Raw genomic sequence first — 20,650 nt, 5'->3', positions numbered from 1 at the left:
TTCGGCGTGTGCTCACGCGAACATCCGGCACCCTACCGCTCACCCGTGTCCCGTGAACTCAGTAGGATCACGCGGCGGCCTGCGCTCGCCGGACACGGGGCGGCGTGCGGAATGCCTGGGTCGGGCAAGGGAATTGGTGGAGCGGTGAGCCAGATTGTCGTGAAGCGCCCTCCCCGGGCGCTGCCGTCCGAGGTGCCCACGGAAGAGGTCGTCGTCCAGCCACCGCCGGAACTGCCGCGGGGGCACCAGGAGAGCGTGCTGATGCAGCTCCTGCCCACGCTGGGCATGGGCGGTTCGGTGGTGTTCTTCTTCACGAACGGCCAGCCGTTCATGAAGATCATGGGCATGATCATGATCGCCTCGACGGTGGGGATGTCCATCGCGATGGTGGTCCGCTTCCGCCGCGGCTCCCAGGGCCAGCTGGCCGACATGCGCCGCGACTACCTCAGCTATCTGTCGCAGACGCGCCGGTCCGCCGTACGGACGGCGAAGGCCCAGCGGGACGCGCAGTACTACCTGCACCCCTCCCCCGAGCAGCTGTGGGCGCTGGTCGCCGAGGGCAGCCGGGTGTGGGAGCGGCGGCCCGGCGACGAGGACTTCGCACACGTACGCGTCGGCCTGGGCCCGCAGCCGCTGGCGACCCCGCTCGTCGCCCCGGAGACGGGCCCCGTCGAGCAGCTGGAACCGCTGACCGCCGGTGCGATGCAGCGGTTCCTCGCCGCGCACCACAGCGTCGGCGACCTGCCGATGGCCGTGTCGCTGCGCGCCTTCTCCCACGTCACGGTCAGCGGGGAACCGCAGTCCGTACGGGCCTCGGCCCGCGCCCTGGTCGGCTCGCTGGCCTCGCTGCACTCCCCCCAGGACCTGATCATCGCGGTGGCCGCGGGCCGTGAGGCCTTGCCGCACTGGGACTGGGCGAAGTGGCTGCCGCACGTGCAGGCGCCCGGCGCCGTGGACGGCGCGGGCTCCCGCCGGCTGATCGGCGCCGACCCGCGCGAACTGGAGGACCTGCTCACCGCCCGGCTGACCGGCCGGCCGCGCTTCCACCCCGGCGCGGGACCGCTGCTGGACGAGCCGCACATCGTGCTCGTCCTGGACGACCTGTCCCTGCTGCCGGACTCGGTCCTCGCCAACCCGGAGGGCCTCCAGGGCGTCACGGTGCTCGAGGTGGTGCCGGGCGACCTCACGACGGCGGGCGGCGACCTGTCCATCGTCGTACAGCCCGGCCTGCTGCGCCTGGAGTCCGGGCACGGCGAGGTCTACGACGGCACCCCGGACACCCTCTCCTACGAGTCGGCCGAAGCGCTGGCCCGGCAACTCGCGCCGCTGCGGATGGCGTCGGGCGGCGACGACGACGAACCGCTGCTCGCGAACCTGGAGTTCACCGACCTGCTGGGCCTCGGCGACGCCGCGTCCGTCGACACCAAGCGCACCTGGCGACCGCGCGCGCTCGCGGAACGGCTGCGGGTGCCGATCGGCGTCGGCCCGGACGGCAGGCCCGTCATGCTCGACCTGAAGGAGGCCGCGCAGGAGGGTATGGGCCCGCACGGCCTGTGCGTCGGCGCCACCGGTTCCGGCAAGTCGGAGCTGCTGCGCACGCTCGTGCTGGGCCTCGCGGTCACCCACTCCTCGGAGACCCTGAACTTCGTCCTCGCGGACTTCAAGGGCGGCGCGACCTTCGCCGGCATGGCGCAGATGCCGCACGTGGCGGCCGTGATCACCAACCTCGCCGACGACCTCACCCTGGTCGACCGCATGGGCGACTCCATCCGCGGCGAACTGAACCGCCGCCAGGAACTGCTGCGCGACGCCGGCAACTACGCCAACATCCACGACTACGAGAAGGCACGCGCGGCGGGCGCCCCGCTCCAGCCGATTCCCTCCCTGGTCCTGGTCATCGACGAGTTCAGCGAACTGCTCTCCGCCAAGCCCGACTTCATCGAGATGTTCGTGCAGATCGGCCGCATCGGCCGATCCCTGGGCGTGCACCTGCTGCTCGCCTCGCAGCGCCTGGAGGAGGGCCGGCTGCGCGGCCTCGAGACCTATCTGTCGTACCGGATCGGTCTGCGCACCTTCTCCGCGGCCGAGTCCCGCGCCGCGCTCGGCGTCCCCGACGCCTACGAACTCCCCAACGTGCCCGGCTCCGGCTTCCTTAAATACGGCACGGACGAGATGGTCCGCTTCAAGGCGGCGTACGTCTCGGGCGTGTACCGCTCGGGCACACAGCGCGGAACCCTGACCGGCGGGCAACTCCCCATGGACCGGCGGCCGGTGCTGTTCACGGCCACCGAGGTGCCCGTCCGCTACACCGCGCTCCCGCAGCAGCGCACGCACTCCGAGGCCGCGGTGGACGAGGCGCTGGCCGACACCGTCCTCGACGTGATCGTGCGCCGCCTGGAGGCACAGGGGCCGGCCGCGCACCAGGTGTGGCTGCCCCCGCTGGAGAGCCCGCCCTCGCTGGACGCGCTGCTGCCGGGCCTGGCGGCGGTGCAGGGCCGCGGCCTGACCCAGCCCGGCTACGAGGGCGCGGGCCGGCTGGTCGTCCCCGCCGGTCTCGTCGACAAGCCGTACGAGCAGCGCCGCGACCGGCTGATGCTCGACTTCTCGGGCGCGGCCGGCCATATGCAGATCGTCGGCGGCCCCCAGTCCGGCAAGTCCACGCTGCTGCGCTCCCTGATCTGCTCCTTCGCGCTCACCCACACGCCGTACGAGGTGCAGTTCTACGGCCTCGACTTCGGTGGCGGCGGCATGGCCGCGGTCGGCGGTCTGCCGCACGTCGGCGGCATCGCCTCGCGCCTGGACCCGGAGCGCGTCCGCCGTACGGTCTCCGAGGTCTACGGCGTCCTCACCCGCCGCGAGGAGTACTTCCGCACGGCCGGTATCGCCTCGATCGCCGACTACCGCGCCCGGCGCGCCCGCGGCGACATCTCGGTGGCCGACCAGCCGTGGGGCGACGTCTTCCTGGTCATCGACGGCTGGGGCAACTTCCGCGCGGACTACGAGGGGCTGGAGACGGCGGTCCTGGACATCGCCGCCCGCGGCCTCGGCTACGGCATCCACGTGATCATCACGGCGTCGCGCTCGATGGAGGTCCGGGCCAACCTCAAGGACCACCTCATGAACCGGCTGGAGCTGCGCCTCGGCGACGTCATGGACTCGGAGATCGACCGCAAGGTCGCGGTGAACGTCCCCGCGGGTGTCCCCGGCCGCGGTCTGTCCCCGCAGAAGCTGCACTTCATGGCGGCGGTCCCGCGCATCGACGGCCTCACCTCCGACACGGACCTGGCCGAGGCCACGGCCGCGCTCACGACCGAGGTCGGCCGCCACTGGCAGGCGCCGGGCGCGCCCGAGGTACGGCTGCTGCCGCGCCAGCTGGAGGCCGTCGAACTGCCCTCCGGCGAGCGTTTCCCGCAGCGCGGCGTCGCCTTCGCGCTCGACGAGGAGAACCTGGAACCGGTGTTCCTCGACTTCGAGCAGGACCCGTTCTTCCTCGTCTTCGGCGAGAGCGAGTCCGGCAAGTCCAACCTGCTGCGCCTGCTGATCAAGCAGCTCACCCTGCGGTACGGCGGCGACGAGGCGAAGTTCTTCGTGGTGGACAACCGGCGCTCGCTCCTGGACGTCACACCGGCGTCCCACCTCGCGGAGTACATTCCGATGTCCAGCCAGATGGAGCACCACATGGTGGCCCTGGCCGACCTCATGCAGCGCCGCACCCCCACCGCAGACGTCACGCCGCAGCAACTGCGGGACCGCAGCTGGTGGCGCGGCCCGCAGGTCTTCGTCGTCATCGACGACTACGACCTCGTCTCCAACTCCACCGGCAACCCGCTCAGCGGCCTCACGGAGATGCTGCCCTTCGCCCGCGACGTCGGCGTCCGCTTCATCATCGCCCGGTCCTCCGCGGGCGCCGGCCGCGCCTCCTACGAGCCGTTCATGCAGCGCATGAAGGAACTCGGCGCCCAGGGAGTCGTCCTGGCCGGTGACCCGGCGGAGGGCGACATCCTCAACGGCGTCCGGCCCCGCCCGATGCCCGCGGGACGCGGCGTCTTCGTGTCCCGCAAGCGGGGGAAGCCGCTGGTGCAGACCGGGTTGGTGGACGTGGAGTACTGAGGCGGGGCGGGGCGGGGACTGGGCGCTGGGGCCGTGTGCCGGATGGCGCGCGTCCCTCGCGCCCTGGGTGGCCCGCGTGGCTCACGTGGCTCACGTGGCTCGCGGGTTGCGGTTTACGGCTTACGGCTTACGGCTTACGGCTTACGGCTTGCGCGGCCGAGTACGGCCGGGCATGACAAAGGGTGGGCACCTCCCGTGCGTGCCCACCCTGTTGCCGTGACGTGCCGGCCGTTCCGACCGACCTACATGAAGTAGCTGGCGGCCTTCCGGTCGCCGCCCTGGTAGTCACCGCCGGCCGCGTGCACGACCTTGCCGATCTGGACCAGGGCCTCGTGGATGCCCTTGGCCTCGCGGTCCCAGGCGGCCTGCTGCTCGGTGTACGCGTTGTGGGCCTCGCCCTCCCACATGCTGGCGACGCCGGCGACCTTCTGCTTGATGGCCTCGAGGCCCTCTTCCAGCCGCCGCGCATGATTGGCCAGCTGGGTGGCGGTCTCGTCGAGGCTGCCGTAGGTGACTTCCAGCTCGCCGCTGTTGTTGACGCCCATGATTGCTCCGTTGCTGAAAAGTGGTGGCCTGGTGGGGATCAGTAGCTGGACAGCGCCGAGTGCGCGCCACCGAGGTCGACGTCGATGCTCTGGACCTGCGAGCGGACCTCGTCCTCCGTGCCGTCCTTGATCTTCCGGGTGGTGCTCATGGCCTCGATGAACTTGGCGAGGATGTTGCCGATCTTGACCATGCGCTCGTTGATCTCGGTCTGCTTCGAGTTGAAGGCACCGGCGCCGATGCCCTTCCAGTTGCCCTCGAGGCTGTCGATCAGGGCCTGGAGCTCCTTGAGCTGACCCTTGATGCCCTCGAAACGGTGCAGAAGCTCCTTTTCGAGGACAACAATGTCCTTGTCGCTTACCTTCTGGCGCTGCGTCGCCATTTCCATGCCTTTCTTCGTGGGCTGACCTTGCCGGGCGCTGCGTCATGAGTCAGGCGTCAGCACTGTCGGCAAGTGGTCCTACTGCTCACTCGGCGAATGAGCAGGTATGCGGGAGACCGCTCAGGCGTTACGGCGTGCGCGCATCACGGCGAGACCGGCGCCTGCGATGACCAGTACGGCTGCTACGGCGCCGATGATCACCCAGGTCTGGGTGTTGTCGCTGCCGGAGTCGGCGTCCTTGGCGGCGGAGGTGGGGCCGCCGGCGGAAGCGGTGTCCTTGGCCGGCGTCTTGGCGGAGGGCGGCGCCGCCGGGCTCTTGGTGGCCGTGACGTCCTCGTCCGGGGCCGTTCCGTTCTCGGCGGCCAAGGGGTCCCTGTTGGCCGGACCGGGATCGAAGTTCTTGCCCGCCAGCACCATGCGCGGACGCATGAGGCCGTAGCCGAGGTACTTGCTGGGCTTGCCCTTCGGCCACGTACGCCCGGCGGTGTCGATGAGGGACCGGAGGACCTGGTTGGCCGTCCAGTCGGGGTGAGCGGACCAGACGAGGGCGGCGGAGGCGGAGGCTATGGCGGAGGCGTGGCTCGTGCCCTCCGTGGTGCAGTATTTGGTGAACGTGTTATCGCACCAGGCTGGCACATTAAGTCCCGGTGCCGACATATCCACGTAGTTTCCGAACGTGGAGAACTTGGCGACCGTTCCGGTCTTGTCGACGGCGGCTACCCCAATAGCGTACGGGTCTTTGGCGGGGTAGTCAGGCTTGTTTCCCACATCCCCACTGTTGCCGATAGAGGCGAACAGCAGTTTACCCTTGGAGGCCGCGTATTTGAGCGCGTCCTCTTCCTCGCCGTTGTAGTACTCGCTCCCGTAGGACATGTTGATGATCTTGGCATCGCTGTCAGCGGCAGCCCTGATCGCCTTGGGCGAGGTAAGGGACCTCGCCCGCTCGTCCTCATCCTTCAGCTCATCGAGTCCTACACGAATCGGGATGATTTTCACTCCCGGAGCAAGGCCCTTGATGCTGCCACCAGCGCCCGTACCGGCGATGATTTCGGCCATCGTCGTGCCGTGGCCGTCGTAGTCCTGGGTGACGTGATATTTGGCAGCTTTCGGCACGTCGTCGACAAGCACCTGCCCCTTGAGCGAGGGGGTTTGCGGGTTCACTCCAGTGTCGATGACCGCGACCTTCACCCCCTTGCCTGTGCTGTGCTTCCACATCTCGTCCGCGTGCATCACGCCCAGATACCACTGCTTGGACTGAACACCGTCCGAGGCTGCGGCTCCGGGGGCCAGCCCGGCCGACGTGATGACCAGCGTGCCCAGTACGGAGCACACGGCAGACAGCCGTATCGCGTTACGCCTCGTCAGCAGGGCAGTCCCCATGCCGCGTCGGCCGGTCCCTGGCTTCATGCCTGTCTACGTCCTCGCTCGTGTTCAGTCGCTCGTCTGTGGCACGTCACGCCGCTGCCGCGACGAGCGGTGCTCTTCCTTCTCGGCGGGCGCACCAGTACGACCGGGCTTGTCGCCCGCGCCCTGGCGACCGCCCACCGCTCCACGACCGAGCCCCTTGGCGCCGGCCTCGGAGCCCTTGAGCGGGGATCCCGCGGTGTTGCGGGGCGCGCCGATCGCACCCTCGGGGTTGCCCGCCGAGCGCAGCACCGCCTGGTTCGCGCCGGGTTCCGCCTTCGCCGCGGAGGTACCGACGACCCCTCGCTGACCGAGAGCGCCCTTCGATGGCTTGTTGGTGACCGGCTCTTCGGCGCCGACGACCATACCGCGCGGCACACGCGGGTTGGCCGTCCCACCGGACGTACGGCCCGTGACCGGCTTGCCGCCCACGACACCGTTGCGCACCGCACCGGTGGGACCGGCTGTTCCCGCCCGCCCGCCAGGCGGGCCGGCCGGCCTCGGCGTTCCGCCGGTGACACCGCGCCCCATCGGTGCGCGCCCGGACTGAGCGGCCCCTCGTGCCGGCTGGCCCGTCGGAGTCGTACGCCCCACAGCACGAGCGGCCTGTCCCGTAGGGCCGCCCTGCGGGGTTCGGCCGCCCGCGACGGAACGTCCCGTCTGCCCCGCGGGTCCCTGCGGCACTCGACCGCTTCCGGTTCCCGACGGGCCGGTGCGTCCCTGCGCGGAGACCGGGAACCGGTTGGTCGGTCCGTAGCCAGGGGTACGGCCGGAGGTCGGCGCTACGGGAGGCGCCATCGGCCCCGGAGGCAGCGGCATCTGCCCGCCGCCACCAGCGGTTGTCGGCAGAGTAGGCGTCGGGGAACTGGGCGGCGTGGCGGGCGCCTGCGGAGGCAGCGTCGTCGTGGTGTTGATCTCCGTGCCGATGTCGTGGCCGGAAGGCGCGCTGGGCTCGGGGACGTCCTTGAGAGGCGGCACGTGTCCGCCGGCCCCTGTTCCCTGCACGGTAGGCGTGCCGTGTCCGGTAGTCGTAGCGTGGTGGCTTTCCGTCACGCTTCCGTGGCTCGCCGCCACACTGCGTCGGACGGTGGTCGAACTGGACGAAGCCGCCCCAGAGCCGCGCAAGTCGCCGTCCCGACGCCGCGTCGGCTGAGGCACGCCCACATCCGGAATCGGTGTGTACGGCTTAGGGTCGCTGGCCATAGCCGTCCCCAGCGCGGTCGCGGACACCGCGTAGAACGACGCCAGCCGGTTCACCTGGTTGATCGCCTCTTGGCGGTTCTTCTCCACGGCGAGCGCGGCGGCGTAGTCCGGGTTGCCGTCGACCTGCTTGGTCTTGGGCAGCTGCGTGGGGCGCTTCTGCTCGCTCGCGGGCCGGGTGTCGCGGGGCGGCATGGACTTGCGCACCGAGGCCAGCCCCGTGGCGGCGGCCGAGATCTCGGTCGCCGCGGCGTCGGCGAAGGTCGCGAGTCCCTTGGTCCAGTCGATGAGGCCCGAGGTCCACTTGTGGAAGCTGTCCGCTCCCTCGCCCTGCCAGTCGACGCCGCGGAGGTGGGTCTCCAGGTCCGTCGCCGCGTCGTGGATGGCCGTACGGGCATCCCACAGGGCCTTGCTGGCCGTCTCCAGGTGCTCGGGGTTGGAGTGGTGGACCAGGTCGATCATCGCGTTGAGGTCGTGGTCCTCGAAGTCGGTCCTGCCGAGGGACAGCACCGCTCCGATCGGCGTGCCCTTGAACGCGTTCTGGAACCGGCTGAGCGTGTTGACCGCGCCGACCTGCTCGTTGGCCTGCTGGACGTCGTTCTTGTACTCGGGCTGCTGCTGCCAGTTGTCGCTCATCAGAACTTGCCCCCCGCGGACTTGGCCCCGCCGCTGTGCTCAGCCGCGGCGGGCTTCTCCTGGGTGTGCTTCTCCTCGGGCTGCGCCTTGCGGTGTTCGGCTTCGAGGTGCGCGCGGATCTCCCAGAACCGGCGCCGGACCTCGTCCTCCGTACCGTCGTACGTGACGTCGGCCGCGTGGGCCGCCAGCGTCAGCGCCTCGATCTGCATGCTGAGGTTCTTCGACAGGGAGGTGAGACGCTCGTGCACCTGCTCGTACCTGCCGTGCAGCTCGGTCGCCTCGTGGAAGGGGATGTTCGAGCCGCTGAAGGAGCTGGGGCTCAGCGTGTGCTCCGCGAGCCTGGACGGACTGCCCGGAGCCCCCTCGAAGGCCTTGAGCGCGTCGTCCACTTTCCTCTTGAACTTCGACAGCGCATCGATGCCGCGCCTCATGCCCGAGCCGCCACCGTCGCCCACCGCGACCCCTTCCCCGTTTCCCCGTTGGTAGAACTGGACAGGCCGAGGGGACTCAGTCGCGCCCCCGATCTATCGCTGACCACTGTAGTCATTGTGTAAATCGCGGCCAACTGAACTCCGCGACGGTTCAGTTGCGAAGGTGTCCCGAAGTGGTCGGGTCATGACCACCGGAGACCGACAAGGCGGTCAATAACGACAGATGGGGACCGCCATCTACCCAGAAGCTTCACAGGGACACGCTGGACGGTACGCCGGCACATCTCCGCCGAATTTTCACGCCTGACAGATCCCGCATAGCGGACATGGCACAAATTTGTCCTGACAGCGGTTGCTAGCTTGACCCGCAGCGACGTAGTCACGGGGGGAAAGGGCCTGTCCATGGCATGGGACGAGTGGGAGCAGCTCAAGACGCGTGCCGCCGAGGGGCAGTCGGCGCACATGCAGCTCAACCATGTCGACGGGGGCGGCGGCACGTACGGCCCCTACGTCCTCCCCGGCAGGACCGGTGACCTCAAGGTGGGCCACAAGGACCTGGAGAAGATCGGCAGCGCCGCCCATCACCTCTACGACCAGCTCTGGGACAAGGCCCGCGTGGCCACGCCCAGCAGCGACTCCGCGGCCGGTGACCTCTCCCGGCAGGGCTTCGCCCTCGGCGCCGGGCTCCAGCACGTCTCGACCCGCTGGGAGGAGCAGCTGAAGTCACTGATGGACGCCTGCGCCCAGATCTCCAACCACATGCAGACCACGAAGGCCGTGCACGCGAACGACGAGCACTACATCCAGCGGCAGATGAGCAGCATCGACGCGCTGGACGCCGGGTTCGACGAGCGGGTCGGGGCGCCGGGCAAGAAGAACTCCGTCTACGGGGAGAAGGACAAGAAGGAGGAGTAGCGGCGCCTGGGGGACGCGACGAGACCTTGCTCCGCACCGGCTGCCACGGCTACTTCAGAGGACGACGACACCCGCCATGGATTTCAACGCGCTGTTCCACGCCAACTTCAAGCTGCTCGACGACGCCGTCACCGACTGGTCGACGCTCGTCAAGCACCTGGCCGACCTGAAGAAGGACGCCGAGGACGACCTGCACAAGGCCGCCCTCACAGCCGACTGGGTCGGCGTGAACGCACAGGTCTCCAGGGAGTTCATCGGCAAGACCGCCGGTGAGTTCGGCGACGCCCACACGCAGGCCACCACCATCCACAACATCCTGCGCGACGCCCGGGACGAGCTCAAGACGTACCACCAGCAGCTGACGGGCGCCGTCTCTCGCGCACACGACAAGCACCTGACCGTCGTCGACACCGGCGGCGGCACGTTCACGGTCACGGGCAACACCCGGCCCGACTGGAACGCCGACCCCAGCGGCAACACGAGCGCGACGAACCAGAAGGACGTCGACGCCTTCCGCGACGAGATCCAGGGCATCCTCAGCAAGGCCACCGAGAGCGACAACACCGCCAAGGACGTCCTCACGGCGATCGTCGACCAGAGCGCGATGGGCTTCTCCGACGCGAACTACAAGGACCGGGACGCCGCGGCGGACGCCGTCAAGGAAGCCGACGAGCTGGCGAAGCTCGCCGAGAAGGATCCGGACGACCTGTCCGTGGCGGACTTCGACCGGATCAACGCGGGTCTGAAGAAGTACGCGAACGACCCGCTGTTCGCCGAGCGCTTCGCCACCGGCCTCGGGCCGCAGAAGACCCTGGAGTTCTGGACCGGGATCAGCGATCCCAACAGGGGCAACTACGAGCTGGGGCACGAACGCCTCGACCAGTTCGACGACCTTCAGCGCAACCTGGGGCTCACGCTCGCCCACGCCACACAGAGCGATTCCGCGGGCATGACCGAGTGGAAGCGCCACATGATCGACATCGGGGACAAGCCGCTCTACGGCGACCGGGGCGGTCCCATGGGCTTCCAGGTCATGAGCAACCTCATGCGGACCGGTGACTACGACGACCGGTTCCTGAAGGACTACGGGACCGAACTGATGGTCACCGAACGGAAAATGACCGGCAACGGCGGGCACCGCAACCCGATGTGGCAGCACATGGGCGGGAGTGCCTGGTTGAACCGGATCGGCGACGACAGTGGCAACGACCCGCTCACCGGCTACCTCAAGGGCCTGTCCAACAGCCCTGATGCGGCGACCGGCTTCCTCAACCAGCAGTACGTCTCCAAGGACGACCCGGACAACCCCTTCGAGCGGGACACCGACGGCAACGGCAAGAAGGGCAAGGTGTCGCTGTCCAACTTCCAGTACCTGTTCGAGGAGCGGGACTGGCCCGAGGAGACGAACCTCCACGGGGATGCGATCGTCACGGGCCAGAACAACCTGGCGCTGGCCCTGGAAGCCGCCACGACGGGACACCCGGCCGGCGAGATGCCCACGGCGGACACCCCTCCGCACAACGCGGGGCAGGCGAAACTCGTGGAGGACCTCTTCCACTCGGTCTCGGAGGACCCCGAGCGGCTGACCGGCCGCGGCTACATGTCGGACAGCATGGGGCAGATCGCGGCCGAATACATGCCGGACATCCATCGGGAACTCCACGCGGGCGTCGCCAGCGAGAAGACGCTGTTTCCGGTGGCAGGCACGGTGGCCACGCTCAACGAGCGGGACATCACTCGTTTCCTGTACACGGTCGGCCAGAATCCCGAAGGCTACGCCGCGGTCAACCTCGGTCAGCACAGCTACACGACGCAGCTGATGCAGCACCACTTCGAGCATCCGGGTCAGTACGTCAAGGACCCGGCCTTCTCCCAGGCCGACAACCTGAAACAGGGGACCGAACAGATCGCCCGTAAAGCCGGTGAGATCGAGGGCATCATCGGTGCCGGCCGCGCCTACCAGGCGGAACTGGAGGGTGGCGCGAAGGACGCCGACTACAACGCCGCGATCGAGAGGGCAGGCAGCTGGGGTGGCACGGCCATCGGCATCGGCATCGGCATGGCGACGGAGCCGATGACCGGTCCCGGCGGCGCCATCATCGGTGACGTGGCCGGTACGGCGGCCGATGAGATCATCGGCAAGATCACCGAGGGAGCCATGCAGGACAGCTCCGGGGAGATCATCTACCGCAACGGGGAAAGCTTCGAGGAGACGTCCGACTCCACCTACAAGCTGGTGGAACTCGCCGCCCAGAAGGCAGGGGAGAACTCCGGCCACCGCTACCCGTTGATCGAGGCTTCGGTGGCCACGGCCGCGGAGGACGGATTCGACACCGCCGGGACCAAGGTGCACAAGTACCTCGACGGCGAGGGCATCCCCAGGCAACTCGACACGGAAGACTGAGACGTTGGCATCGACTCGTAGGAAATTCCTGCTCGCGGGGGGAGCGGCGCTGCTGCTCTGCGTCGTCCTGGGTGCCCTGTACGCGCTGGGGCTGCCGCCCTTCGAGGACGAGGTGGGCGAGATCAAGGCGTCCGACGTGTGCGGGACGCTGGGCCGCTCGTCCAGCAGCGCCGCCGCGCTGAAGCGCGTCCTGCCGGACAAGTCGTCCTACGCGTTCGACGGCGCCGTGACCGACCCGCGTCTCGACGACACGGACTCGAGCTACTACGCGTCCTGTTTCGTCGACGGTGACGGGGACCAACTCCTCGCCGTCACCGCCGAGATGGCGCAGTACGACAAGGCCGAGGAGTGGGTGAAGGACGTGGTCGAGAACCACGTGCCGGTCGGCACGGTGACACCGTTCGGCGCCGGCGACAAGGCGGTCGCATCGGACAAGGTCGCCGCCATCTACTTCCCCTGTGTCGCCCGCGGTGTCGGCCAGCATCTGAGCGTGGTCGCACACCTCAAACAGCCACGCGGCGCCGACGGCGGTCAACTGCGGGAGGGACTGATCACCCTCGCCCGGAACGCCGCGCTGGCCGCGCACAAGAAGGCGAAGTGCGACGCGCCGCCCAAGCTGACGCACTGAGCCGGGACGACGGACGGGTCGCGTACTCGCACGCGGTGCAGCGATCCAGTGTCCGCCACGGCCTGCCCAAGTCGCCGACGGCAAGAGGGTGAGATGCCGGGCTGCCGGGCGGTCCGGGGAGTGACCGCGGGGCCGTTCCAGCCGTCGTGTCGCCCCTCACCTTGTCTTCCACGCCTGACAGGCCGCCCATGACGGGCATAGCCGAGACTCCGGCGGGCGGGGTTGCTAGCTTGGCCCCACACTGGTGTGTCCACGGGAAGGGGCCCTTGTGGCGTGGGACGAGTGGGAACAGGCCAAGGAGCAGGCCGCTGCCGGGAGATCGACCAATATGCGGCTCAACCAGCTCGCGGCGGATGGCGGGGGCGGCTCCGGAGACCTGATCGTCCATCAGGACGATCTGGGCCGTGTCGGGCACGAGGCCAAGCTCCTGTTCGACGACGTCAAGAGCCAGGCCGACATCGCCGGCGCTGGGTCCGGCAACGGCTCGGTCGGCTCGACCATGCAGGCCGCGGCCGCCCTGAAGTCGCACGGCTTCCAGACGGGCAGCGCCCTGGAAACCACCGTGGAGGTGTGGACCACGCAGGTCGAATCGGTCCTCCAGGCATGCGCGCACATCTCGAACCATCTGGACTTCACCCAGAAGCTGCATGCGGAGGACGACGCCGAGATCGGTGCCACACTCCGTGGCCGTGACGGCTCGGCCGTGTCCGTTTCCCAGCTCGACGAGTACTTCAAGTAGGTGACCTCTGGTGGCTCTCACCACCACCGACCTCCTCGAGGTCGACCTCGGCAAACTCGCCACTGCGGTGTCGGACTGGAAAAAGGCCGTGGACGGCCTGAAGAAGTCGGGCGAGCACGCTCGCACAGGGATGCGGGCAAAGTCCGACTCGGCGCGGTGGGCCGGGGTCAACGCGACGGTGACACGGGACTTCGTCTCGAAGACGGCCAAGGAGATCTCCGACCTTCACACCGAGGCCGACAGCATCTACCAGGTTCTCGACGACGGGCACACCGAGCTCGTCGCGTTGCAGAAGCAACTGAAGGCGGCAGTCCAGAATGACGCCGCGAACCTGGGTGTGCGTGTCGAGGACCTGGGTGACGGCAAGGTCCGCTGCTTCTTCGCTCACGTCCGCGGTGACAGTGACGAACGCACGCAGGAACAGCTCGACGAGAGACAGGCGCTGGAAGGCCGTATCAACGGGATACTCGCCCATGCCGCCGAGATCGACGCCTCGGTCGCTCGCGCGCTGGCCAAGAGCCACGGCGGTGCCCCCTACGACGCGGGCCACAGCACGTACGAGTCCCTCAACGACGCAGAGGTCGAGCGCGCCGTGGAACTGGCACGCAAGGGCGACAGGATGTCCGACGCGGAACTGCGTGAGTTGAACCAGCTGCTGCGTTTCAACTCCGTGGAGACGGACGGTGAGTTCGCCACCGAGTTCTACCAGGGACTCGGCGGCCCGGAGAAGACACTCCAGTTCTATGCCGAGATGTCGATCGACGGCACCGCCGCCGACGCGACCGGGACCCGCCTCGACGAGGTGCGGGATCTGCAGAAGGTCATGGGCTGCACACTCGCCAACGCGACGGACCCGGACCACGGGCACCATCTCCCGGACAGCTGGGGCGCGGAGTTCCGGCGCCTCGGCACCCAGCAGGTCGGCTGGGAGCAGGGGCAGTGGAACAAGCCGTACGGCTACCAGGTGTTGGGGGGCCTGCTGCGCTACGGCAACTACGACCCGCGGTTCCTCACCCCCCTCGCGGAGCACATCACCCAGCTGCACAAGAAGGACCCGTACTTCTTCCTGTCGAACAAGCCGGCAGGGAGCCCGGACACGTACGGCTTCAATCCCTCGGGGAGGCTGGGCACCGGTAACGACCCGTTGAACGGTGTCCTGGAAGCGCTCGGTCACAGTCCCGAGGCCTCGCAGAGGTTCTTCACGGGAACGCCGACGGCGTACAACGAGGACGGCACCGTGAAGGAAGGGGGTGAACCGGGTTTCAGCTCCTACCTCGACCTGTTCACCGACAAGGACTTCGAGTGGACGGTCGACACCAATGCCGCGAACGTCCTCGCGGACGAGGACAGGACCAAGGCGGCGCTGAACTTCGGCCCGGAGGCACTCGGCCACGCGCTGGAGTCGGCGACCACGGGCCGGCCGTACGACAGCGACGACGCCGCCGACGCCATCAAGCACAACGCGGCGCAGGCACACCTGGTCAGCGACATCGTGCACAAGTTCGGCGAGCATCCCGAGCTGATCAGGCACAACGAGAACGGGGATCTCGAGGACGAGGAAACGGGTCCCTTGTACGCCCTCCGACGAAGCCTCGGTGACATCACCGCCGAGTACATGGGCGACTTTCAGCGGGCCATGTACAACGAGGATTCCAGTAGCGAGCTGTTCCCGACGTTCGGCGCCCCGTCCGACCTCGACCCGAACAGCGTCGCCCGGTTCCTGGGCGGAGTCGGCCAGGATCCCGATGCCTACGCGGCCATCTCGACCGCTCAGCAGACCTACACGACCGGCGTGGTGGATCACGTCATCAACGGCTCGAGCCATTCCACCGCCTCGTTGGACGGGCGAGTGGGTGACGCGGTGGCCCCTGGATCAGCGATTGCCGGGATCATGAGTGATGCACGGGCGCATGCGATCTACGAGTACCACACCGCTTCCGACACGGAGTTCAACGAGGCCGCGGCGGAGAAGCAGAAGTGGGTGAACCGCATTCTGGGCATGGGCCTCGAAAAAGTCGGTGAGCGAGTTCCGATCGCCGGCGCGCCTCTCGAGTGGGCCTCCGAGGACGTTCAGGAGTCCATCATGAAGAGCATCGAGCAGGACACCTCGGACGCAGCCGAGACGGAGGCCGGCCAGGAGTACACCAACGGTCGTCAAGCCGCCCTGGATTCATCGAGAGCCGCCGTCGATCACGCGCTGGTGAACAACACCACCGTCGGTCCGGACACCGCCGACGACCTGAGAAGAGCCGCGCGGACATCCGCCGGTCACAGCCACTCGGACGGTGCCCAGTGGAAATCGGAGAGTAACAAGCATTGAGACCCGCATCGTACGTTCTGGGTGTCATGACGCTTCTCGCCGCCGCGGCGACGGTGGCGGGATGCTCTTCCGGGGAGCCGAAGCCGGAGTTCTCCGTGCCGGAGGCCCTCTGCGGCGTGTCCGTGCCGTCCGATGCCCTTTCCGCTCTCCTGCCGGGCTCGGGTGAGCGTGTGACGGTGAAACGGACGGGAAGCCTGGACGAAGGCTCGGCGCTTTGCGAGGTCGAAGTGGACACGGACACGGCTTTGGTGATCAGTGGTGAGCGCATCGACGCCGGAAGCTCGGCACACGACATCCTGCGCGATCGGCTCTCCGTCCTCGAGCAGAAGGCCGCGGACGGCGGTTCCGTCGCCTATACGGATCAGTCCGCTGTGTCGCTGATCAGGTGCCGTGGCGCTGCTGTCAAGGAAGAGGACATCAGCACGCTCGTCAAGGTGCTGAAGCCAGCGCGCCGGGACGAGGCGGCCATGAAGAAGTTCATTCGCGGCTACACGGCTTCGCTGAAGGAACAGCGCCCCTGCAAGGCGGCGTCCTGAACGCGGGCTGACCTCGACTCGCACGTCCTTACGCCGGTGCTGGGCTCCGCAGAGGAGATCGGCACGGGCGTCACACCCGGCCCCCGAGCCCCCGGCGTCTCCTGCGTGCGTCTCGCAACGCCACCGCTCCGCCGCTCAGGCCCGCCACCAGGACCGCCACCCCGACGGCCACGTACGTGGCGATGCGGGCGGTGCGTTCCTGGGGGGTCTCGCCGAGGGTGAGCCGGGCGGGGGTCGGGGCCTCCGCATGGGTGAGGCCCGCGTCGGAGTGAGGGGTCTCGATCGGGTGATCGTCTTCCGTCAGCGCGCGGACGGGGTCCACCACGCCCCAGCCGACCAGCCGGTCGTGGCCGGTGATGGAGCGTTCCGCCGTCTGCTCGATCTGGGCCACGACCTCCCGGGCCGTCCACGTGCGGTGCTTCGCCTTGATCAGCGCGGCGACGCCGGCGACGTACGGGGCGGAGAAGCTGGTGCCGTTGTCGGTGCAGTGGCCGCCCTTGGGGACCGTGGAGATCATGTCGACGCCCGGGGCGGCGACTCCGACGAAGTCTCCGGACTGGGAGAAGGCCGCGCGTTCGTTGTTGCGGTCGGAGGCGGCGACAGCGAGGACCCCGTCGTAGGAGGCGGGGTACGTCTTCTTGGAGTTGCCGCCGAGGCCGCCGTTGCCGGCGGAGGCGACCACGACGATCCTGGCCGCCAGTGCCTCGTTCACCGCCCGGTGGAGGTCCTCGGCGGGGACGGCGGCGTCGGCCGTGTCCTGGGAGATGTTGATGACGTCGGCCTTCTCCCTGATCGCGTGCCGGATGGCCCTGGCGAGAGTGGCGGCCGTGCCGTGGCCTTCCGCGTCGTTCTGCTTGATCGGGATGATCGTGGCCTCGGGGGCGAGGCCGACGAAGCCCGTGCCCTTCATGGGGCGGGCCGCGATGATGCCCGCGACGCGCGTGCCGTGGCCGACCGTGTCGGTCGTGCCCTTTTCGCTGCCCCGGTCGAGGGGCTGGCCCTTCTTGTCCTTCGGCGGCAGGAAGCTGGCACCCAGGGAGGCGTCCACGGCATGGGTGAGCTGCGGGTTGGCCGTGTCGACGCCCGTGTCGATGACGGCGACCCTGGTGTTCCTGCCCTTGGACCGGCTCCACAGCTCGTCGAGGTTGACGCGCTGGAGCGCCCAGGGCGTGCCCGTGTACCTGTGGTTGGTCCTGGAGAACGTGCACCGGCCGAAGTCGGGGTCCGCCGCCGCGCCCGGTGCCGTCAGCAGGGTGGCGGCCAGCGCCGCGGTCGTCGCGAGGGTCGTACGGGTCAGAAGCGTCCGCGTCATCGCCGTACCCCTCAGGAGCCCTGCGGCTGGCGGGCCGCCGCGGTCGACAGGCGGGGTCCGGTCGGCAGGAACTCCGACCAGGCCGCGGGGATCGGGGCGGGGCTCACGTCGGCGTAACCGAGGCGGGTCTGCGCCAGTTTCGCCTCCCCCTGGAGCTGCTTGCGCTGCTTGGCCGACATGCCGATGCCCTTGTCGGTGCCGGCGCTGTCGTCGTTGGACTGGAGGGCGTAGCGCAGACCGGTGTCGGTGACCAGGAACACGCCGCCGACCGTCGTCTTCGTCCCCTGGAACTGGCGGTAGAGCTGGCCGGAGCCGGCGGTGACGTAGGCGCTGGAGGAGCCGGTGGGCAGGACGGCCGGGAAGTCGGTGCCGGCCCAGGTGCTCAGGGTCGTGGCGCCGTTGTGGGGGTCGACGTGGCCGAGGACGTTGCAGACGGTGTTGCGGCTGCCGTCGGCGGTGGAGGGGTCGTTGACCGCGCTGGGTTTCTCGGTGGGCCACGTGTAGCGGGCGGCGAACGGTGCGCCCCGGGTGATGGCGCCCGCACTGACCTCCAGGGGGTGTCCGGCCTGACCGAGCCGTACAAGGTCCTCGCTGACCAGCAGGAGCTGGCTGACGAAGTAGGAGACGGGGGCGACCCGGCCGGGGAGGACGACGAAGTACTGCTCCTGGCCGTTGACCGGCGCCCGGAGCACCATGCCGACGCGGTTGGCATGCTCGTCCAGCTGGCCGGGGGCCTTGGCCGGGGAACCGGGCACGCCGTCGATCTTCGGGAAGCGGATCGGATCACCCTCGTGCAGCGTCGCGATCCACTCCTTGGTCACCTGCTGCGGTGTGCGGTCGGTGCCGACGAGGGTCTGGAGGAGCAGGCTGTCCCCGGCGTCCACCGGGTAGGCCCGGCCGTGCGCGTCGATCACGTACTGCTTCTTGTCCGGGGTGGCGACGTAGAGGAGTTCGCCGCCGCGCAGCTTCTCGCGGGGGTCGGCCAGCTTGTCCTGGTCGCGCGGGGCGAGGACGAACGCGGCCCGCTGGAGGGAGTTGCCGCTGCCGCTCGGGCGTTCGCAGACGGCCCACTGCTTGGCCGCGCCGGCCTCCGTGCTGGAGGGCAGCCGGTCGGGGGCGTAGGGGATGCCGATGGTGACGCCGTGCGGAACCTTGCCGTTGTCGAGGATCGACTCGTCGACGGTGACGACGTCGACGTTGTTCTGGGTGTCGAGGACGAGCCTGGCGGAGGCCATGTTGAGCACCGGGTGGAGCTGGGTCTTGCCCTTGGTCTTCAGCACCACGTAACGGGTGGTGGACTTGCTGGCGATGATCACCTTCTGGCCCGGGTCGTTCCAGCCCTGCGGAGCGGTCGGCTTGAACATGCCCCAGGCGCCGAAGGCCGCGAGGACGACGACACCGACGATCGCGCCGGGCAGGACGGCGCGCAGCGGCCGGGGCGCTCCCTCGTCCGAGGCATCCGGTGACGACTGCACGAACGACGCGAGCATGCGGCGCTTCGCGAAGGTGTAGGCGTTGAGTTGGTCCCGCCGAGATGCCATCTGTGCCCGTTTCTCCCCGTGTCTCACCCGGAGCGTGCCCGGGGACCACGTTCCCCCGCCCTCCGTTGTCGGACCCGGCCCCTACTATGCCTGGTACGGAGCGGGTCTCATGGAGCGGGTAGGGTACCGGGGCCCTCAAGGGCCTTGTTCAGTGGCCTGGTTCCAGCGAGTTGTGAGCAAATCGGGGGGATGGAGTGATGGCTTCCGGAGCGCGGACGCGCACACGCGGCCGGTCGGCGGCACGGGGCCGCGCGGCCGGGTCCGGGACGCCGGCGCGCGAGACGCCCGCCCGGAGCGGCGCGGAGCGGCAGCAGGTCACGCCCGGCCTCAGGCAGCGTCCGGGCCGGGCCGGCTCGTTCCGTTTGCAACGGCTCCTGCTGGTGGAGCTGGCGGCGGCCGTGCTGCTCGTCGGCTGGGCCGCCGGGATGGCGGCCCTGGTGCCGGCCGCGGTGATCGCCCTGGCACTGCTCCTGCTGGCGTTCGTACGGCGGCGCGGCCGCTCCCTGCCCGAGTGGCTGGCCACGGCACGGGAGCTGCGGGCACGGCAGAAGCGGGCCGCGAACACCCCGATACCGCCGGGTACGGAGCCCGGACTGGTCCCGGCGGTGGAGTGCGAGCCGGCCCTGCGCACGTACTCCTACGGCGCGCGTGACCGGCGGCCGGCCGGCCTCGTCGGGGACGGGACGTTCGTCACGGCCGTGCTCCAGGTGGAGGCCGACGCGACCGCGCTGCGGGCCGAGCGGAGCCGGCAGCCCCTGCCGCTGGGGCTGGTGCGGGACGCGCTGGAGGTGGACGGGATCCGCCTGGAGTCGGCGCAGATCGTGCTGCACACCCAGCCGGCGCCCGCGCTGCACCTGCCCCAGCAGTCCGTGGCCGTCGCCAACTACCTGCCGCTCCAGGAGCAGACCGGCGCCCCGGCCGTCCGCATCACCTGGATAGCGCTGAAGCTCGACCCCGAGTTGTGCGCGGAGGCCGTCGCCGCGCGCGGCGGCGGACTGACGGGGGCGCAGAAGTGCGTCGTGCGGACCGCGGACCATCTGGCGAGCCGGCTGACCGGCGCCGGGTTCCGGGCGCGCGTGCTGGACGAGGAGGAGCTGGTCGCCGCCCTCGCCACCTCCGCCTGCGCCAATCCCCTGGTGACCGCGGAGGCGGGGCGCGGCGAGACCCGGGAGCGGCGTACGGAGGAGTCCGGGCGCAGCTGGCGCTGCGACAACCGGCGGCACACCACGTACTGGGTCCGGCGCTGGCCCCAACTGGGCGGCGGCCGGGACGAGTCGCTCCCGCAGTTCGTCGCCCGGGTCACCGCGATACCGGCCCTGGCGACCACCTTCAGCCTCACCCTCGCGCGCGGGGAGCGGCAGGAGGTGTCGCTGTGCGGGCATCTGCGGGTGACCGGGCGCAGCGACGACGAACTCGTCGCGGCCCGCCGCGCCCTGGAGGACGCGGCCCGGCAGGCCGGGGCCGGCCTGACCCGCCTCGACCGTGAGCAACTGCCCGGCATGCTGGCCACTCTGCCTCTCGGAGGTGTGCGGTGACGACGATTCCGACG

Annotated in this window: 15 protein-coding genes; 8 read left to right on the top strand and 7 right to left on the bottom strand. The window is 69.4% G+C overall.

Annotation, left to right across the window (positions count from 1 at the left end; translation table 11 throughout):
• Positions 1-144 precede the first annotated feature (144 nt).
• Positions 145-4,110, top strand: coding sequence for a type VII secretion protein EccCa (gene eccCa, locus ACGFT1_RS33390; RefSeq protein ID WP_373912732.1), 3,966 nt, complete (start codon positions 145-147; stop codon positions 4,108-4,110).
• 242 nt (positions 4,111-4,352) lie between these two features.
• Here the strand turns inward: eccCa and ACGFT1_RS33385 are convergent, their stop codons facing one another.
• From ACGFT1_RS33385 to ACGFT1_RS33365, 5 genes are all read right to left on the bottom strand, one after another.
• Positions 4,353-4,655, bottom strand: a complete 303-nt coding sequence (locus ACGFT1_RS33385) for a WXG100 family type VII secretion target (RefSeq protein WP_356822313.1) — start codon at positions 4,653-4,655, stop codon at positions 4,353-4,355.
• Between the two features lie 38 nt (positions 4,656-4,693).
• Positions 4,694-5,035, bottom strand: coding sequence for a WXG100 family type VII secretion target (locus ACGFT1_RS33380; protein ID WP_356822556.1), 342 nt, complete (start codon positions 5,033-5,035; stop codon positions 4,694-4,696).
• 120 nt (positions 5,036-5,155) lie between these two features.
• Positions 5,156-6,415, bottom strand: coding sequence for a S8 family serine peptidase (locus tag ACGFT1_RS33375; RefSeq protein ID WP_373912731.1), 1,260 nt, complete (start codon positions 6,413-6,415; stop codon positions 5,156-5,158).
• Between the two features lie 51 nt (positions 6,416-6,466).
• Positions 6,467-8,275, bottom strand: coding sequence for a hypothetical protein (locus ACGFT1_RS33370; protein WP_373912730.1), 1,809 nt, complete (start codon positions 8,273-8,275; stop codon positions 6,467-6,469).
• On the bottom strand, positions 8,275-8,706 hold the full coding sequence (locus ACGFT1_RS33365; protein WP_373912729.1) for a hypothetical protein: 432 nt from the start codon (positions 8,704-8,706) through the stop codon (positions 8,275-8,277). Before ACGFT1_RS33365 ends, ACGFT1_RS33370 begins: the two co-directional genes overlap by 1 nt.
• 402 nt (positions 8,707-9,108) lie before the next feature.
• Here ACGFT1_RS33365 and ACGFT1_RS33360 point away from each other — a divergent pair, with 402 nt between their 5' ends.
• The 6 genes from ACGFT1_RS33360 to ACGFT1_RS33335 all read left to right on the top strand — a co-directional run bounded on the left by ACGFT1_RS33360 (position 9,109) and on the right by ACGFT1_RS33335 (position 16,248).
• Entirely contained in the window at positions 9,109-9,621 is a 513-nt protein-coding gene (locus ACGFT1_RS33360) for a hypothetical protein (protein ID WP_373912728.1), read from the top strand.
• 76 nt (positions 9,622-9,697) lie between these two features.
• Complete coding sequence (locus tag ACGFT1_RS33355; protein WP_373912727.1) at positions 9,698-12,025, top strand: hypothetical protein; 2,328 nt, start codon at positions 9,698-9,700, stop codon at positions 12,023-12,025.
• Positions 12,026-12,029: 4 nt separating this feature from the next.
• Positions 12,030-12,653: a hypothetical protein gene (locus ACGFT1_RS33350; protein ID WP_373912726.1), complete on the top strand. Its 624-nt coding sequence runs from the start codon at positions 12,030-12,032 to the stop codon at positions 12,651-12,653.
• 268 nt (positions 12,654-12,921) lie between these two features.
• The gene (locus tag ACGFT1_RS33345; RefSeq protein WP_373912725.1) at positions 12,922-13,392 is read left to right on the top strand and encodes a hypothetical protein; all 471 of its coding nucleotides are present in this window, start codon (positions 12,922-12,924) and stop codon (positions 13,390-13,392) included.
• A 10-nt stretch (positions 13,393-13,402) separates the two neighbouring features.
• Positions 13,403-15,712 carry a hypothetical protein gene (locus ACGFT1_RS33340; protein ID WP_373912724.1) on the top strand — a complete coding sequence of 770 codons (2,310 nt, stop codon included), beginning with the start codon at positions 13,403-13,405 and terminating at the stop codon, positions 15,710-15,712.
• A gap of 26 nt (positions 15,713-15,738) precedes the next feature.
• Positions 15,739-16,248, top strand: a complete 510-nt coding sequence (locus tag ACGFT1_RS33335) for a hypothetical protein (protein ID WP_373912723.1) — start codon at positions 15,739-15,741, stop codon at positions 16,246-16,248.
• A gap of 70 nt (positions 16,249-16,318) precedes the next feature.
• On the opposite strand, the gene mycP is transcribed toward ACGFT1_RS33335, so the two are convergent.
• Together mycP and eccB are read right to left on the bottom strand one after the other, a co-directional pair.
• On the bottom strand, positions 16,319-17,560 hold the full coding sequence (gene mycP, locus ACGFT1_RS33330; RefSeq protein ID WP_373912722.1) for a type VII secretion-associated serine protease mycosin: 1,242 nt from the start codon (positions 17,558-17,560) through the stop codon (positions 16,319-16,321).
• 11 nt (positions 17,561-17,571) lie between these two features.
• Complete coding sequence (eccB, locus tag ACGFT1_RS33325; protein WP_373912721.1) at positions 17,572-19,101, bottom strand: type VII secretion protein EccB; 1,530 nt, start codon at positions 19,099-19,101, stop codon at positions 17,572-17,574.
• Positions 19,102-19,298: 197 nt separating this feature from the next.
• Here eccB and eccE point away from each other — a divergent pair, with 197 nt between their 5' ends.
• The gene (gene eccE, locus ACGFT1_RS33320; protein ID WP_373912720.1) at positions 19,299-20,636 is read left to right on the top strand and encodes a type VII secretion protein EccE; all 1,338 of its coding nucleotides are present in this window, start codon (positions 19,299-19,301) and stop codon (positions 20,634-20,636) included.
• Positions 20,637-20,650: the final 14 nt, after the last annotated feature.

Source organism: Streptomyces sp. Y20 (assembly GCF_043195475.1).
Lineage (GTDB): Bacteria > Actinomycetota > Actinomycetes > Streptomycetales > Streptomycetaceae > Streptomyces.
The sequence above is the reverse complement of the archived record's forward strand: the minus strand, read 5'-3'. Positions and strand labels throughout refer to the sequence as shown.

Coding starts and splice junctions, on each gene's coding strand:
- ACGFT1_RS33385 (WP_356822313.1), bottom strand. CDS start 4,655: ATGGGCGTCAACAACAGCGGCGAGCTGGAAGTCACCTACGGCAGCCTC.
- ACGFT1_RS33380 (WP_356822556.1), bottom strand. CDS start 5,035: ATGGCGACGCAGCGCCAGAAGGTAAGCGACAAGGACATTGTTGTCCTC.
- ACGFT1_RS33375 (WP_373912731.1), bottom strand. CDS start 6,415: ATGGGGACTGCCCTGCTGACGAGGCGTAACGCGATACGGCTGTCTGCC.
- ACGFT1_RS33370 (WP_373912730.1), bottom strand. CDS start 8,275: ATGAGCGACAACTGGCAGCAGCAGCCCGAGTACAAGAACGACGTCCAG.
- ACGFT1_RS33365 (WP_373912729.1), bottom strand. CDS start 8,706: ATGAGGCGCGGCATCGATGCGCTGTCGAAGTTCAAGAGGAAAGTGGAC.
- ACGFT1_RS33360 (WP_373912728.1), top strand. CDS start 9,109: ATGGCATGGGACGAGTGGGAGCAGCTCAAGACGCGTGCCGCCGAGGGG.
- ACGFT1_RS33355 (WP_373912727.1), top strand. CDS start 9,698: ATGGATTTCAACGCGCTGTTCCACGCCAACTTCAAGCTGCTCGACGAC.
- ACGFT1_RS33335 (WP_373912723.1), top strand. CDS start 15,739: ATGACGCTTCTCGCCGCCGCGGCGACGGTGGCGGGATGCTCTTCCGGG.
- mycP (WP_373912722.1), bottom strand. CDS start 17,560: ATGACGCGGACGCTTCTGACCCGTACGACCCTCGCGACGACCGCGGCG.
- eccB (WP_373912721.1), bottom strand. CDS start 19,101: ATGGCATCTCGGCGGGACCAACTCAACGCCTACACCTTCGCGAAGCGC.
- eccE (WP_373912720.1), top strand. CDS start 19,299: ATGGCTTCCGGAGCGCGGACGCGCACACGCGGCCGGTCGGCGGCACGG.